This is a genomic window from Kitasatospora sp. NPDC049285, assembly GCF_040678815.1.
Classification (GTDB): Bacteria; Actinomycetota; Actinomycetes; order Streptomycetales; family Streptomycetaceae; genus Kitasatospora.
In genome coordinates, this window is record NZ_JBFAQR010000017.1 from 16,855 (window position 1) to 32,283 (window position 15,429).

Below are 15,429 nucleotides of genomic sequence, written 5' to 3' on the forward strand. Positions count from 1 at the left end.
GGAGACATCGCCGATGCGGGCGGCGGCGCAGCCGGCGAAGCGGACGATGTGACCCCAGCCGCAGTGGTGGTTGTGGGAGCGCTCGACCAGCGCGTTGGCGAGTTCGTCGAGTGCGTCCTCGGCTGCCGCGAGCCCTGAGCAGCGTGGCGATCCCGCAGTATGCCGTCATCATGACGGATCGTCGACCGTGTCCGAGCCACCTGCGGGCCCCGGTCCCCGTGGCGTCCTTCCCCCGGTTGTGGGTAGCGACCATACTCGACACTCGTGGACTCGGTGAGGCGGCAGACGCTCGACCGGGAACTGGCGCACGCGATGCGGACCGGGCCGTTCTCGGCGCTGCTGCACCTCGCGATCGAGGCCAGCGCCCTGACTCTGGATGAGTTGCAGTACCGGCTGACGGCCCACGGAGCCCGCGTATCGGTCTCGACCCTCAGTTACTGGCGCAGGGGGCGGAGCCGTCCGGAGCGGCCCGAATCGCTGCGCGCCGTCCATCTGCTGGAGAAGATACTCGACTTGCCCGAGTACGCCCTGACGGCTCAGCTCGGACCGCAGCGCCCTCGCGGCCGCTGGCTGACCCATCCCGCCGGCGGACTGGACCTGTCGGCGGCCTACGGCGGCGGTCCCGAGTTCGACGCGCTGCTGAACGACGTCGAGACCCCCGTCCACAACGGCCTGACCCGCCTGAGTGTCCACGACCTCTACTCCGTCGGGCCGACCCGCGAAGAGGTCGGTCTGACGACGCGCGCGGTGCTGCGCGCGCATGCGAACCGGATCTCCCGGTTCACGGTCACCTACCGGCAGGAGGATCCCGCCGCTCGGGCGCCTCGGCTGCGCGCTGTTCGCGGCTGCAGGGTCGGGCGGGTCCGGGCCGACGCCACGGCCGGCTTCCTGGTCGCCGAACTGGTGCTGGACCGGGTGCTGGACCGCGGCGACACGGCGGTCGTCGAATACGAGGCCTCGGACATGGCCTTCGGCGAGGTGGACTACTACTACCGCGTGTTCCCGGCGCCGGTGGGCGAGTACGTGCTGCAGGTACAGTTCGACCCCGCGGCGGTTCCGGCCCGCTGCTGGCGCTATGAGCGCAGCGTGGTCCGCGCGCCGGACCAGCGGGTACGGGAGGTGTGGGTCGGCGGGACCCAGTTGGCCCATGTGGTCGCCCTGGACGTGTCGCCGAGCGTGCTGGGAATGCGTTGGGAGTGGGACTGAGCCGACCGGACCGGACCGGACCGGGATGGAGCGCGGAGGCCGCCGGGCCCGGGACGGATCCGGGGCCCGGCGGCACGTTCCGGTGTCCGTGACGCGTTCAGCCCGACCGGCGCGCTGAGCCCGGACCGGTCAGAACACCTGGTAGGTGAAGGTCGTCGTGCCCGTGCCACCCCCGCTGTCGGTCGCGGTGACAGCCACCTGGAAGGCGCCGCCCGCGGTCGGGGTGCCGGAGATGCGGCCGCCCGGGGTGATCGAGACGCCGGGCGGCAGGCCGGTGGCGGTGAACGTCAGCGGCAGCCCGGCGCTGTCGCCGGCGCTGATCTGGATGACGGGGCCGTAGTACCTGGAGGCGTACTGGGTACCGGGGTTGTTCACGGTGACGGTGCCGCCCCCGCCGGTCCCGGTGACGGTCAGGGTGTAGGTCGTCGAGTGGGCGGTGCTCCCGGCGGTGCCGGTGACCGTCACCGAGTAGCTGCCGGCCGGCGTCGTCGCGCCGGTGCCGATGGTCAGGGTGGAACTGCTGCCGGCGGTGACCGAGGCCGGGTTGAAGGTCGCGTTCGCGCCGGAGGGCAGACCGCTGACGGACAGTTGGACGCTGACCGCGGAGCCCGAGGTGACCGCGGTGGAGACCGCGGACGTGACCGACTTGCCCTGGGCGGCGCTGCCGGAGGCCGGAGTGAGCGACACCGAGAAGTCGTCGGCCGGCGGCGGCGGGGGGGCTCCCGGCCTTGAAGGCGTCGGTGCCGGTCGGGGTGCCGAGCCCGGTCGGGCCGTCCCAGCCGGTGCCTGCGGTGCATATCGGTGCGCCACAGGGCCCGTTGGTGCCGGAGGTGACGTCGTTGAACTTGTCGGTGTGCGAGTAGGGGTAGGCGACCGGGTTGTCGCTCGCGCCCGGGACGCCGGCGAGGGCCCAGATCGACGAGATCACCGGCGTCGCGAGGCTGGTGCCGCCGTACTGGAGCCAGCCGGACTGGCCGTAGCTGTCGTAGATCGCCAGACCCGTGTTCGGGTCGGCGACCGCCGACACGTCCGAGGTCGCGCGCTTGGCGCAGGAGGTGTTCACGCCCTGCTGGTAGGCGGGCTTGGCGAAGCTGCCCGAGCAGCCGCTGCCGGTGCCGAGCGCGCCGGCCGTACTGCTGCCCCACACCGTCTCGGTCCAGCCGCGGGTGCTGTTCGCCTTCCGCAGCGAGGTGTCGCCGATGGCGACGACGGTGGGCGAGCTCGCCGGGTACTGGGTGTTGGCGCCCGACTTGCTGCCGTAGTCGCCGGTCGCCGCGGCGATCACCACGCCGGGGTGGTTGTAGTGGGCGTCGATGCCCGACGGGAGGTCAGACTCGGAGTCGGAGTAGCTGTTGGAGACGAACTTGGCACCGAGTTGCACGGCCTCGTCGACGGCCGCGCCGAGGTTGGTGTCGAGGTTGCTGTCGGCCTCGACCAGCAGGATGTGGCAGCCGGGGCAGGCCGCGCTGACCGCGTCGAGGTCGAGGGTGATCTCGGTGCCCCACCCGGTGTCGCCCTTGGGGTAGGCGGTCCCGCCCCGCTGGTCGACCTTCTTGAAGCAGCCGTTGGCGGTGGTACACGCCGACAGCCCGTACTGGGACCGGTAAGTGGCCAGGTCCGACTCGGCGTTCGGATCGTCGTAGGCGTCGACGATGGCGACGGTCTGGCCGCTGCCGGGGTTGGTGCCGAGGCCGTACGCGGACTGTATGTCGGCGGGGCCGTAGCCGTTGGGCACGGCGGGCTGGGCGGTACCGGACGCCGCAGCGCCGACCAGCTGTAACGCGTTGCAGTGGGCGTGCCCGGCCTGCACCGTCGCACAGGAGGCCGGGACCAGTCGGGGCGCGGGCGCGGCCGCGGCCGACCCGGTTTGGGCCGCCGCTCCGGCCGCGGTCAGGACGATGACCACCGCGCCGATGGGGAGGATGCGTCGCACTAAGAACTCCTGTTCGCTGGCTTCATCGCGGGGCGCTTCGCGGGCGCCGCCGTGGGGGTAAGGGCAGCGTCGAGGCTCAACGCCCTGATGAGAAGGCTGTTTCACAGGCGTGCGGCGGTTCGCCTGTCAAAACTGTGGAAGGGGCCGAATACTTCGAAACGACCGGAGTGGTCACCCCCCGGCTTTGCGGGGATGGCGGTGCCGAGCACCGTCAACTGCTGCATCACCGGGGGAACTCGGGGGACCTCTGCGCTTCGTCAGGCCGGAGCGGGCCGGGTTTTCGTGGTTCTGTCCCGCGGGGAGGTGTCTCCGGCCGCGCAGGCCCCTAGCTCGGCCCGCGCGCGGCAGCGGTGTGACGGGCGAACAGCACTGACGCCCGATCAGAGCCGGGCAGGAGAGGGCCCGGTCGTGCGCAACGCGGGCATCGCACGCCGCGCAGGCGAGTGCGGACGGCAGCTGCGCCGAGGTGCCGGCACTCCCGGTCCCGGAACGGCAGCCAAGCCCAGGCGCATCGCGGAACTCTCGCTCGCCCCAGAGGCCCATGACGCCGCACGCCCACCTCACGGCCACCTGCCTTCACGGCGGCCCGACCCGAGATCACCGCACTCGAACCGGCACCAGGCAGGAGCAGCAGCGCGGCGTCCGCTCAACTCGCCTTCCGGTCAATCGGATTGATCCATTCAGCCCCCGGAGACCTCCCCGTTTACACGCACTTGACGGCCCGTTACTTTGAGGCGTGGGAGCGCTCCCAAATTGGTGCTCACACATGGCATGAGCATGGCTTTTCCCCAGTCAGACGGCCTGCCCGGCCGGGACGGGACGGGCGGGCCCCCTCCACCAAGGTGGTGAAAGTTTCGTGTCACGACGCAAGTTCTCCTCGGTCGTCGCGGCCCTCGCGACCGCGGCCGCGACGATCTTCGCGCTGCTGCTCGGACTGTCCCCGGCGCACGCGCACGGTGTGGCGATGGTGCCGGGTTCGCGGACGTACCTGTGCTACCAGGACGCGCTCACCGGGACCGGTGCGCTGACGCCGACCAACCCGGCCTGCCAGGCTGCCGTTGCGCAGAGCGGGACGACCCCGCTCTACAACTGGTTCGCCGTGCTGGACTCCAACGCGAACGGGCGGGGCCAGGGCTACGTCCCGGACGGCACCCTGTGCAGCGCCGGCAACAAGTCGCCGTACGACTTCTCCGCGTACAACGCGGCGCGGGACGACTGGCCCAAGACGCACCTCACCTCCGGTGCCGCGATCGAGGTCGACTACTCCAACTGGGCTGCGCACCCCGGTGAGTTCCGGGTCTACCTGACCAAGCAGGGCTGGTCCCCCACGACTCCGCTGGCCTGGGCCGACCTGAGCCTGCTCACCACCGTCGCCAACCCGCCGCAGGTGGGCACCCCCGGGGTCGACGGCGGTCACTACTACTGGAACCTGAGCCTCCCGTCGGGCCGGAGCGGCGCCGCCGAGATGCTCATCCAGTGGGTGCGCTCGGACAGCCAGGAGAACTTCTTCTCCTGCTCCGACCTCGTCTTCGACGGTGGCAAGGGCGAGGTGACCGGCATCCACCTGCCGACCTCCTCGTCCTCCCCGACCGCCACTCCGACGGCGACGCCCACCGCCACCCCGACGACAAGGCCCACCGCCACCCCGACGGCAACGCCGACGCCGACCAGCACGATGCCGAGCAGCGGCTGCATGGCGACGTACAGCGTCGTCGGCACCTGGAGCGGGGGCTTCCAGGCCTCGGTCGAGGTGATGAACCACAACTCCTCGCCGATCAGCTCCTGGACGCTGAAGTGGCAGACGGGACCCGGCACCACGATCACCAACCTCTGGAACGGCACGCTGACCGCCGCCGGCAGCGACGTGACAGTGAAGAACGCGGCCTACAACGGCACCATCGCCGCGAACTCCAGCACCACCCTCGGCTTCACCGCCAACTCCACCGGCAACAACTTCCCGACCGGCTCCCTCTCCTGCACCGCCTCGTGACCCTCGCGCCGCGGGCCGGGAGCGCCGCACGCGGCGGCACCCCCGGCCCGGGGCCCGTACCACCCACAGACACGCACCCGATGACGTAAGGAGGTTCGGCATGGTGCGAAGTGACGCGGGAGCGCACGGCGGCCGACGGATGGTGTTCGCCGTGCTCGCCGTGCTCGCGGTGGTCCTCGGCTTGCTGGCCGGGTTCGGTCAGCGTCCGGCCTGGGGCACGGGCAGCGCGGCTGCGGCCTGCCAGGTGGCGTGGACGACCAACGAATGGAGCGGCGGGTTCACAGCGCAGGCATCGGTCACCAACTCAGGCCCTGCCGTGAGTAGTTGGAAGCTGACCTGGACGTTCGCCGCGGGCCAGCAGGTGACCTCGGCCTGGAACGCGCAGGTGAGCCAGAGCGGCACGAGCGTGACGGCGAGCAGCCTGAGCTACAACGGGACCGTGGCCGGCGGAGGTTCGGTGGCCTTCGGGCTGCAGGGCACCTGGTCGGGCAGCGACCCCGTCCCCACCGACTTCGCCTTCAACGGCGCGTCCTGCCAGGGCGGTTCGGGCACCACGTCCCCGACGCCCACCCCGACACCGACACCGACACCGACACCGACACCGACACCCACGCCCTCACCCACGCCCACGCCCACCCCCACCGGCACTGGGGGCACCGGCTGCGCCGGGGCCGTGGTGTGCTCGGGCTTCGAGGACCAGAGCGGCAGCAGCCTGACCGGTGACTGGGCCGTCGCCGCGCCCGACTGCTCGGGCGCCGGGGCGGTGACCGTCGACACCTCGGTCGCCCACGGCGGCGGCCGCTCGCTGCGGGTCAACGGCCAGGCCGGCTACTGCAATCACGTGTTCGCGGCGACGACCAGGAGCATCTCCGCCGTCGGCCCCGTGGTCCACGTCCGGTACTGGGTCCGCCACACCACCGCGCTGCCGCCCGACCACGTCGCCATGGTCACGATGGAGGACGCGAACGACGGCCACAAGCACCTGCGGCTGGGCGGGCAGAACGGCGCCCTGCAGTGGAACCGCGAGTCCGACGACGCCACGCTGCCCGCGCAGAGTCCGGTCGGCGTCGCGCAGAGCGTGCCGCTGCCGGTGAACCAGTGGGTCTGCGTCCGCTTCGCCGTGGACACCACCAAGCAGTCCATGGACACCTGGTTGAACGACCAGCAGGTGCCCGGACTGCACGACGACGGCGTCCCCACCGCGGACATCGACCAGCAGTGGCTCAGCCGCACCACCGCTCCGCGGCCGGTCACCCTGGACCTCGGCTGGGAGGCCTACGGCAACGGCGCCGACACGCTCTGGTACGACGACGTGGCCCTGGGTTCCTCGCCGATCGCCTGCTGAACCACGGGGGGACGCCGGGCTGGGAGAGGTCAGCCGACCCTGGTGAAGGACCAGGTCTGGAGGGAGGTTCCGGTGTTGGTCTGCTGGGTCAGGGTCGACCCGTTGGCGGTGCCGGAGGAGGTGAGGACGAGTCCGCTCGCCTTGTTGACCAGGGCGTAGGACGAGCCGCTCGGGACGATCGACCAGTGCTGGTTGGCGTTTCCGGTGCAGGTCCACTGGACGATCTTCGAGCCGGGAGCGGTGGAGCCGCCGGAGTCGTCGGCGCACAGGCCGGAGAGCAGGTTCCTGATCTCGAAGGAGCCGTCGCCGGACTGCGTGAAGGTCCAGCGCTGGTTGGTGCCGGTGTGGGTGCCCCAGACGATCAACTGGGTGCCGGGGGTGGTGGAGGACCCGGGGTCGTCCACCGCCACGCCGCCCTGGAGGATCTGGTAGACGCCGCCGGAGACGACGCCTCCGCCGCTGCCCGCGGGGTTCACGGTGAGGGTGAACGGCACGCTGTGGGCGGCGGACGCGCTCGTCCCGGTGACCGTCGCGGTGGCGGTGCCGAGCGTCGCGGTGGACGCCGCCTGCAGGGTCATCGTCGAGCTGCCGCCCGCGGTGACGGTCGCCGGGCTGAAGGAGGCGGTGACCCCGGCCGGCAGGCCGGTCGCGGACAGGGTCACGGTCTCGGCGCTGCCGGTGAGCAGCGTGGTGGAGACGGTCGCGGTGGTGGTGGCGCTCCGGTTGACCGTCCCGGCGAACGGGCTGTCGGTGAGCGAGAAGTCGTTGGCGGGTGCCTGGCCGCTGGTGAAGATCTCGTTGTACGGGGTGGCCCACTTGTCGTTGTTGGTCATGGTGGCGGTCAGGCCGAGGGCGCCCTCGACGGTCCGCGCGGTGCTGTAGTGGTCGTAACGGTTGCCGTCCTGGTAGCCGGCTTTGACGGTGCCTTGGGAGCCGATGGCCAGGGTCAGCACCTGGTTGGTCTGGCCGGGGCCGAAGGTGCCGTAGCCGCCCGCGCCGTCCTCGTCGAAGGTGAGCAGCAGCAGGGACTTCTGCTGGGTCCAGGCCGGCGAGTTGAACAGGGTGGGCAGGGTCTGGCTGAGCCAGGTGTCACCCGCGCCGATGCCGCAGTCCTCCATGTCGTAGCAGGAGTCGGGGTCGAACCAGACGAAGGCGGGGGTGGTGGCGGTGGCGGCGAGGTCGGTGGTGAGCAGTTGCGGCAGCGGCTGCCAGTGGGCCTGGCAGTAGGTGGTGTCGTTCTTCATCCTGGCCGCGTAGTAGAACGGCACGTCGTCGGGGGCGTACTCGCCGCTGCTGGTGGTCTGGCAGTTGGCGGTCTGGGTCTGGGTGTACTGCTTCCAGCTCTTGCCGGCGGCGTCGAGGTTGTCGCCCAGCCCGTTGTTGGTCGCGGTGCACGCCGGGTCGGTGATGCAGTTGGCGTTGCCGGTCTTGAAGCTGCGGCCGTAGGAGTTGCCGAAGGCGATCTGCTCGTAGTTCGGGTCCGAGTTGTGGGTGCCGGCGTAGTAGTTGGTCATCAGCGCGCCCTTGGGCAGCAGGGTGCCGTTGACGTACGGGGCCGCGCTGTTGCCGATGATGCCGGCGCCGCCGTCGAGGGTGTTCGAGGTGGCGGAGTAGTTGTTGTTCTCCATCATCACGACGAAGACGTGGTCGTAGGCGGGCACGGTGCTCGCCGGGACGGCGAGGGTGGGTGCGGTGACCGCCGTGTCGAGGGTGAGGGAGAGGTCGTCGGCCATCGCGCCGCTGTTCTGACCGCTGGTCAGGGTGAGGTCGACCGTGGTGAGGACGGACCTGGTGCCCGCCGGGAGCGAGGCGGTGGCGGTGCGCTGGAGGAACTTGGTGGTGTTGGCGCGGTCGGCGGCGGTGACCGGTCCGATGGCGGAGGTGCCGAGGGTCGCGCCGGAGGCGTTCCGGTAGGTGAGGGTGACGGTGGCCGCGTCGGCGGAGGTGGTGAGGCCGCCGAGCCAGCCGGAGAGGGTGGAGTGCACGCCGCCGGCGTCGATGGCGGCCGCTGCCGAGGAGACGTCGGTGCTCTGGGTCATCCGGGAGGTGCCGCGCGCACCGCCCTGGAAGTAGGCGCCGCCCTTGGTCGGCGAGCCGGGGGTGCCGGTCGCGGCGCCGATGGGGACGCCGTAGCAGTTGATCACCGGGTCGGCGAGGGTGATCTGCCACGCGGGGACGGTGGTCTCCTCCCAGCCGCCGGGGCTGCACTGGGAGGTCTCGGCGTCGCCGTTGAGCAGCAGGTTGGCGCTGGTGGTGGCGTGGGCGGTCGCCGGGAGTCCGACGATCACCGCCGTCGCGGCGAGCGCGGCGCAGGCGAGTGACCGCAGCGCGCGGTGGCGCGGCGGGGAGACGTTCTGGCGCAAGGGGGGTCCTCCGGAGTGGGGCCGGGCCGGGCGGCTCGGACTGTCCGGTAGTCAATCGGCAAGTTGTATGGACAAGTGGTCGCGCATCTTAACTGCACGTAAATCCACATGAACAAACATAGTCAAACATCGGCATGGCGGAGGATGGCACCTGTCCACCGAGCCGTCGACACCGGGCCGGACGCACTCGATTGTTGATTGCGCGAACACGGAATTCGCGCCCGGTGCTATGTCGCACTTCATGGTGTCGACGACCGAAAGCGCTGCGGGCGCATCCAAAACCCGTGCCACGATGGGACTTTGGGCTCGACTGTCGACGGGAAGATCACGACCTCGCAACAACCTGGACCGAACGGCCTCGCACGCCTCAGGCGCCCGTAGGTTTGCGCAAACATCTGAGCCGCACCTCGAATCGCCTTCCCCAGGGAGACTCCTGTGCACCTTCCCCGTTCCCTTCGCACCCCGCTGGCGGTCGCGGTGGCCGCGGCCTCCGCGCTGCCCCTCGTGGTGGCGGCGCAGGCCGAGGCCGCGCCCGCCGCCGGTTCCGCCGCCGTCTCCGTGAAGCGCCACAAGACGCTGGTGATCGGCATCGACGGTGCCACCTTCGCGAAGTTCGACAAGGCGCGGATGCCCGTCGTCAAGGGCCTGATGGCGGACGGCATGACCGCGACCAGCAACCTGTACGCGGCTCCGATGGCGCCCACGCTGTCCGGCCCGCTGCGCGGCTCGCTGCAGAGCGCCGTCGACGAGACCGCGCTGCCGTCCACGCTGAAGGGGTGGACGCACACGGCGCCGACCGGCTGGAGCATCGACAACTCGGCGATGCCGTCCGGCGGGGTGAGCGAGTGGCGGGGCTGGGCGTTCGCGACCGACGAGTTCTGGAGCAACACCGACCTCGGCCAGGGGCGGGAGGGCAACGTGCGCGCCCGTGACGTCTTCGCCGTCGCGGACTCCGACGAGTGGGACGACAAGGCGCACGGCGCCGGGCCGTTCGACTCCACGCTGATCAGCCCGGCGTTCCCGGTGACCGGCGGGGCGCCCGCGACGGTCTCGTACGTGACCGACTACCGGGTGGACGGCCCGCAGACCGGCGAGGTGTCGGTCTCCTTCGACGGCGGCGCCCCGCAGCTGCTGAAGTCCTACGGCGCGGACCTGAACGGCGTCGAGTCGCTGCCCGTCGCCGTGCCCGCCGGTGCCTCCACCGCCCGGCTCCGGTTCCGCTACACCGGCACCAACAGCTCCTTCTGGACGGTCGACCAGGTCACCGTCTCCCCGTGATCCGGCGCCGCGCTCCCCTCCCGCTTCCGCCCGCCCGGGCGGCTGTCCCGACGCTCAAGGAGTTCCCTTCCCGATGAGATCCCTCCGATCGGGGCGCTGTCTCGCCTTCCTCGGCAGCCTCGCCCTCGCCCTGCCCCTGTTGTACGCACCGACCGCCGCGGCGGTCACCACGGCACCCGCGGTCGTCCCGCAGCCGGTCTCCGAAACCGCCGTCACCGGCAGCGGCTTCACCCTCACCGCGCAGACCCCCGTCGACGTGGTGGGCACCGACGCCGACGCCACCGCCGTCGGCGGCTACCTGGCCGGGCTGCTCGCACCCGCCACCGGTTTCACCCTTCCGGTCGTCAACTCGGCGCAGCCGCAGGCCCAGGCGATCGTGCTGGACCCCACCGGCCCGGTCGGCCTGGGGTCCGAGGGCTACACGCTGACCTCCGGCAGCGGGGGCGTCACCGTGACCGCGCACGGCGCGGAGGGCCTGTTCCGCGGCGTCCAGACCCTGCGTCAACTCCTGCCCGCCGCCGCGGAGTCGCCCACCGTCAAGCCGGGCCCGTGGACGGTCGCGCCGGTGCAGATCTCGGACTCGCCCCGGTACGGCTACCGCGGCGTGATGCTGGACGTGGCCCGCCGGTTCTTCCCCGTCGCGCAGGTCAAGCGGTACATCGACGAGGCCGCCGCGTACAAGGTCAACATGCTCCACCTGCACCTGACCGACGACCAGGGCTGGCGGATCGCCGTCGGCGCGATCCCGAGCCTGACCACCGTCGGCGCGAGCACCCAGAGCGGCTTCACCGGCGGCACCTCCTGGTACTACACGGCGGCCGACTACCAGGACATCGTGGCGTACGCCAAGTCCCGGTACATGACGGTGGTCCCCGAGATCGACGGCCCCGGCCACAGCTGGGCCGCGCTGGCCTCGGTGCCGAACCTCAACTGCAACGACACCGCGCCGCAGCCGTACTCGGGCTTCGACGTGGGCATCAGCCTGTACTGCCTGAGCGACGCCCAGCACACCGCCAACGTCAGCACCTTCCTCACCACGGTGATCGGCGCGTTGGCGGCGCTCACCCCGGGCCCGTACCTCCACGTCGGCGGTGACGAGACCCCGCAGGCCACCACCTCCCAGTACGCCTCGTACGTCTCGGCGGCCACCGCCGCGGTCGGCGCGAACGGCAAGACGGTGATGGGCTGGCACCAGTTGGGCCAGGCCGCCGTCCCCGCGAACAGCGTGATGCAGTTCTGGGGCGACGCCGCCGACCGGGCCTCGGTCGGCACCAAGAGCGAGACCAAGAGCATCAGCGCGGTCCGCAACGCCGTCGCCCAGGGCGCCAGGTTCGTGATGTCGCCGTCCGACCACGCGTACCTCGACATGAAGTACGACTCCGCCACGCCGTACGGGCTGAGCTGGGAGGGCTACGTCCCGGTCCAGAAGGCGTACGACTGGGACCCGACCACCAGCACCGCCAAGACGAGCGGCACCGGATCCGTCGTCCCGGCCGGCCAGATCGCGGGCGTGGAAGCCGCGCTGTGGGCCGACCGCGCCTACGCCGGCAGCACCAGCCTGCCGACCTCCACCAGCCAGTTCCCGCAGCCCTCGGTGTACGCGGACTACATGAGCTACCCGCGCCTGCCCGCCGTCGCCGAGATCGGCTGGTCGCCGCAGGCCACCCACGACTGGACCGGCTTCCAGCAGCGCCTCGCCGCGCAGGGCCCGCGCTGGGACGCCGCCGGCATCGGCTACTACGCCGCCCCGGACGTCCCCTGGCCCGCGCCCTCCGGCGGCCTGAACGGCGTGCACACCCTCACCACCGGCGGCCAGGCCCTGGAGGTCCCCGGCAGCTCGACCACCCCCGGCACCCACCTCGACACCTGGACCCCGCTCGGCAACGGCAACCAGAAGTGGACCTTCACCCAGCAGTCCGACGGCTCGTACACCCTCGTCAACGGCACCTCGGGGCTCTGCGCCGACGTCGACGCGGGCTCGACCTCGCCGGGTGCCGCGATCATCCAGTGGACCTGCACCGGCAACACCAACCAGCGCTGGCGCGTCACCGCGCTCACCGGCGGCGGATACACCGTCGCCTCGGTCAAGAGCGGCCTGCTGCTCACCACCGCCTCCACCGCCAACGGCGCCCAGGTGACCCAGCAGACCGACACCGGCTCGGCGCTCCAGCACTGGACCGTCGGCTAGGGGTTGGCTTCGGATCACGTCGGATCGGCGGGCGTCTCCCCCGGCTCACGGGAAGGGCGGGGGCCCGTCGGCGACTGACGAGCTGCCGTCGAGGCGCGTGCCCCGGCGGCATGGTCGGCCACGGTGGGTGACGTTCCTTGCCAGGCCGAGACGGAGCGTGATTAATGGGTACATGAGGCCGAATTCGGTCAAGCCGTGGGATCGGCTGTCCCGCCGATCCGGTGCAGCCGAGCCCGTCGATCCGGCCCCGGCCGGTTCGACGGACCACCCGGCCGGGGCCTCCGGGCCGGGTGGTGGCCGGCCCAGGGCCTCGCGGAGCTTCGCCCGGGAGGTGTTCCTCCTCCAACTGCTGCTGGTGCTGGTGCTGATCGCCGGGGCGCTGGCGGCGGTCGTGGTGCAGACCCGTCGGGAGACCACCGCCGACGCCCGGCACCGCTCGATCGCCGCCGCCGAGGCCTTCGCGCACGCCCCGGGACTGCCCGCGGTCCTGGACAGTGCGGATCCCACCGCGACCCTGCAGCCGCTCGCCGAGGACGCCCGGAAGGCCGCCGGCGTCGACGCGATCATCGTGTACAAGCTGAACGGCATCACCCTCACCCACAGCGACCCGGCGCAGATCGGCAAACACGTCATCGGCCCGTACGCCCAGGCCGCCCAGGGCAACGCCTTCACCAGGACCTTCCGGGGAGCACTGGGCCCCTCGGTGGTCTCGGCGGTGCCGGTCAAGGACGCCACCGGCAAGGTCGTCGGCATCGTGTCGGCACCGGTGACCGTGGAGTCGGTCCAGCACGCGGTCAACCGCCAGCTGCCGCTCTTCCTGGCCACCGCCGGTCTGGCCGTCGCACTGGCCGCGGGCGGCACGGCTCTGATGAGCCGTCGGCTGCGCCGCCAGACCCACGGCCTGGGCCCGACCGAGATGACCCGCCTGTACGAGCACCACGACGCGGTGCTGCACGCGGTCCGCGAGGGCGTGCTGATCACCGGCGGCGACGGCCGGTTGCTGCTCGCCAACGACGAGGCCCGGCGGCTGCTGGACCTGCCGGCGGACGCGGAGGGACGCCACGTCGACGACCTGGGCCTCGACCCCCGAACCGCCGAACTCCTGCACTCGGACCGGATCGCCAACGACGAGGTGCATCAGGCGGCCGACCGGCTGCTGGCCCTGAACAAGCGGTCCACCACCCCCTTCGGCGTGCACCGCGCCAACGTGGTGACCCTGCGCGACACCACCGAACTGCGGGCCCTGACCGGGCGGGTGGAGGTGGCCCGGGAGCGGCTGCGGCTGCTCTACGAGGCCGGGATGCGGATCGGTTCGACGCTGGACGTGGCGCGCACCGCGGAGGAGCTCGCCCAGGTGGCCGTCCCGGGCTTCGCCGACGTCGTCACCGTCGAACTGCGCGACCCGGTGCTGCGCGGCGAGGAGCCCGACGGGCGGAGTGCCGGGCTGCGCCGCACCGCCATCGCCGGGCTCACCGAGGACCACCCGCTCTACCCGGTCGGCCGGCTGATCGACTTCGTGGGCACCACGCCGATGGCGGCCGGCATCGCCGAGGGACAGTCCGTGCTGGAGCCGGACCTCGCCGCTGCCGACGGCTGGCGGGCCCGGGACCCCGAGCGGGCCGCGCAGATCCTCGAGTACGGCCTGCACTCCCTGCTGGTGGTGCCCCTCCAGGCCCGCGGCACGGTCCTGGGCCTGGTGAACTTCTGGCGGGCCGGAGACTCCCCCGCCTTCGACGGGGACGACGTGTCCTTCGCCGAGGAGGTCGCCGGCCGGGCCGCGTCGTGCATCGACAACGCGCGGCGCTACACCCGCGAGCACGCCATGGCGGTGGGCCTGCAGCGCAGCCTGATGCCCCGGGGTCTTCCCGAGCAGGAGGAGCTGGAGGTGGCCCACCGCTACCTGCCCGCACGGGCGGGCGTCGGCGGTGACTGGTTCGACGTGATCCCGCTGCCCGGGGCGCGGGTCGCACTGGTGGTCGGCGACGTGGTGGGACACGGCATTCACGCCGCGTCCACCATGGGCCGCCTGCGCGTCGCCGTCCACAACTTCTCCGCCCTGGACCTGCCGCCGGACGAACTGCTCAGCCACCTGGACGAGTTGGTCGCCCGCATCGACGTCCAGGACGAGGCCGGGCCCTCGGCCGACGACACCGAGGACCGGACCGGCCGCCCGGTCGGCGGCGCGGCGGACCCGTCCGGCTCCGCGGTCGGCGCCGACGCCGACGTCCCGGCGATCACCGGGGCCACCTGCCTCTACCTGGTCTACGACGCGGTCTCCGGGCAGGTCACCGCGGCGACCGCGGGCCACCCCCCGCCGGCGGTGGTGCACCCCGACGGGACGGTGGCCTTCCTGCGTCCGCCGGTCTCCCCGCCGCTGGGCCTCGGCGCCGGCCTGCCCGTGGAAACGGCCGTGACGACGCTGCCCGCGGGCTCCCGGCTGGTGCTCTACACGGACGGGCTGCTGGGCAACCGCCACCGCGACCTGGACGCCGCCCTGGAGTCCCTGGGCCGGACCGTGGGCGGGCCGGGCCGCTCGCCGGAGGCCGTCTGCGCCGCCGTGATGGACGGCCTGCCACCGGACCGGCCCGAGGACGACATCGCCCTGCTGGTCGCGCAGACCCGGCTGCTCGACCAGGAACGGGTGGCCGAGTGGGAGGTGCCGAGCGACCCGGTGGCGGTGGGCCCGGTCCGCAACGCCTGTGCGCGCAAGCTGGCGGACTGGGGCCTGGACGACATCTCCTTCGGCAGCGAGCTCATCCTCAGCGAGCTGATCACCAACGCCGTCCGCTACGGCAAGGAGCCGATCCGCGTGCGGCTGCTCCACACCCGCACCCTGATCTGCGAGGTCTCCGACGGGAGCAGCACCGCTCCGCACATCCGCCGGGCCAAGGACACCGACGAGGGCGGCCGCGGCCTCTTCCTGGTCGCCCGCTACGCCCAGCACTGGGGGACCCGCTACTCCGCCAGGGGCAAGACCATCTGGTCCTCGCAGGCGCTCGACGGCAGCGGAGCCCCGGGCGACGAGGCGCTGGGGGCGGACCTGCTCGGCGACTGGGACGACCTCGAGCTCTGAGGCCGCTGAGTACACTGAACGCAGTGTCACCGCGCACGGGATTCCGCTACGCA

The 15,429-nt window shown here is 72.0% G+C and carries 9 protein-coding genes; 7 read left to right on the forward strand and 2 right to left on the reverse strand.

Annotated elements, in window-relative coordinates; all coding sequences use genetic code 11:
• Window positions 1-264: 264 nt before the first annotated feature.
• Complete coding sequence (locus AB0K51_RS14035) at window positions 265-1,206, forward strand: hypothetical protein (protein WP_363454088.1); 942 nt, start codon at window positions 265-267, stop codon at window positions 1,204-1,206.
• Between the two features lie 129 nt (window positions 1,207-1,335).
• Here AB0K51_RS14035 and AB0K51_RS14040 read toward each other — a convergent pair whose 3' ends face one another.
• Window positions 1,336-2,016 carry a putative Ig domain-containing protein gene (locus tag AB0K51_RS14040; RefSeq protein WP_363454090.1) on the reverse strand — a complete coding sequence of 227 codons (681 nt, stop codon included), beginning with the start codon at window positions 2,014-2,016 and terminating at the stop codon, window positions 1,336-1,338.
• A 272-nt stretch (window positions 2,017-2,288) separates the two neighbouring features.
• Here AB0K51_RS14040 and AB0K51_RS14045 point away from each other — a divergent pair, with 272 nt between their 5' ends.
• The 3 genes from AB0K51_RS14045 to AB0K51_RS14055 all read left to right on the forward strand — a co-directional run bounded on the left by AB0K51_RS14045 (window position 2,289) and on the right by AB0K51_RS14055 (window position 6,474).
• Window positions 2,289-2,468, forward strand: a complete 180-nt coding sequence (locus AB0K51_RS14045) for a hypothetical protein (protein WP_363454092.1) — start codon at window positions 2,289-2,291, stop codon at window positions 2,466-2,468.
• A gap of 1,527 nt (window positions 2,469-3,995) precedes the next feature.
• Entirely contained in the window at window positions 3,996-5,129 is a 1,134-nt protein-coding gene (locus AB0K51_RS14050) for a lytic polysaccharide monooxygenase (protein ID WP_363454094.1), read from the forward strand.
• Between the two features lie 100 nt (window positions 5,130-5,229).
• Entirely contained in the window at window positions 5,230-6,474 is a 1,245-nt protein-coding gene (locus AB0K51_RS14055) for a cellulose-binding domain-containing protein (protein ID WP_363454097.1), read from the forward strand.
• A gap of 29 nt (window positions 6,475-6,503) precedes the next feature.
• Here AB0K51_RS14055 and AB0K51_RS14060 read toward each other — a convergent pair whose 3' ends face one another.
• The gene (locus tag AB0K51_RS14060; RefSeq protein WP_363454099.1) at window positions 6,504-8,837 is read right to left on the reverse strand and encodes an RICIN domain-containing protein; all 2,334 of its coding nucleotides are present in this window, start codon (window positions 8,835-8,837) and stop codon (window positions 6,504-6,506) included.
• A gap of 435 nt (window positions 8,838-9,272) precedes the next feature.
• On the opposite strand from AB0K51_RS14060, the gene AB0K51_RS14065 reads away from it, so the two are divergent.
• The 3 genes from AB0K51_RS14065 to AB0K51_RS14075 all read left to right on the forward strand — a co-directional run bounded on the left by AB0K51_RS14065 (window position 9,273) and on the right by AB0K51_RS14075 (window position 15,376).
• Window positions 9,273-10,115: a hypothetical protein gene (locus tag AB0K51_RS14065; RefSeq protein ID WP_363454101.1), complete on the forward strand. Its 843-nt coding sequence runs from the start codon at window positions 9,273-9,275 to the stop codon at window positions 10,113-10,115.
• A 73-nt stretch (window positions 10,116-10,188) separates the two neighbouring features.
• The gene (locus AB0K51_RS14070) at window positions 10,189-12,303 is read left to right on the forward strand and encodes a family 20 glycosylhydrolase (protein WP_363454103.1); all 2,115 of its coding nucleotides are present in this window, start codon (window positions 10,189-10,191) and stop codon (window positions 12,301-12,303) included.
• Window positions 12,304-12,634: 331 nt separating this feature from the next.
• Window positions 12,635-15,376: a SpoIIE family protein phosphatase gene (locus tag AB0K51_RS14075; protein ID WP_363454104.1), complete on the forward strand. Its 2,742-nt coding sequence runs from the start codon at window positions 12,635-12,637 to the stop codon at window positions 15,374-15,376.
• Window positions 15,377-15,429: the final 53 nt, after the last annotated feature.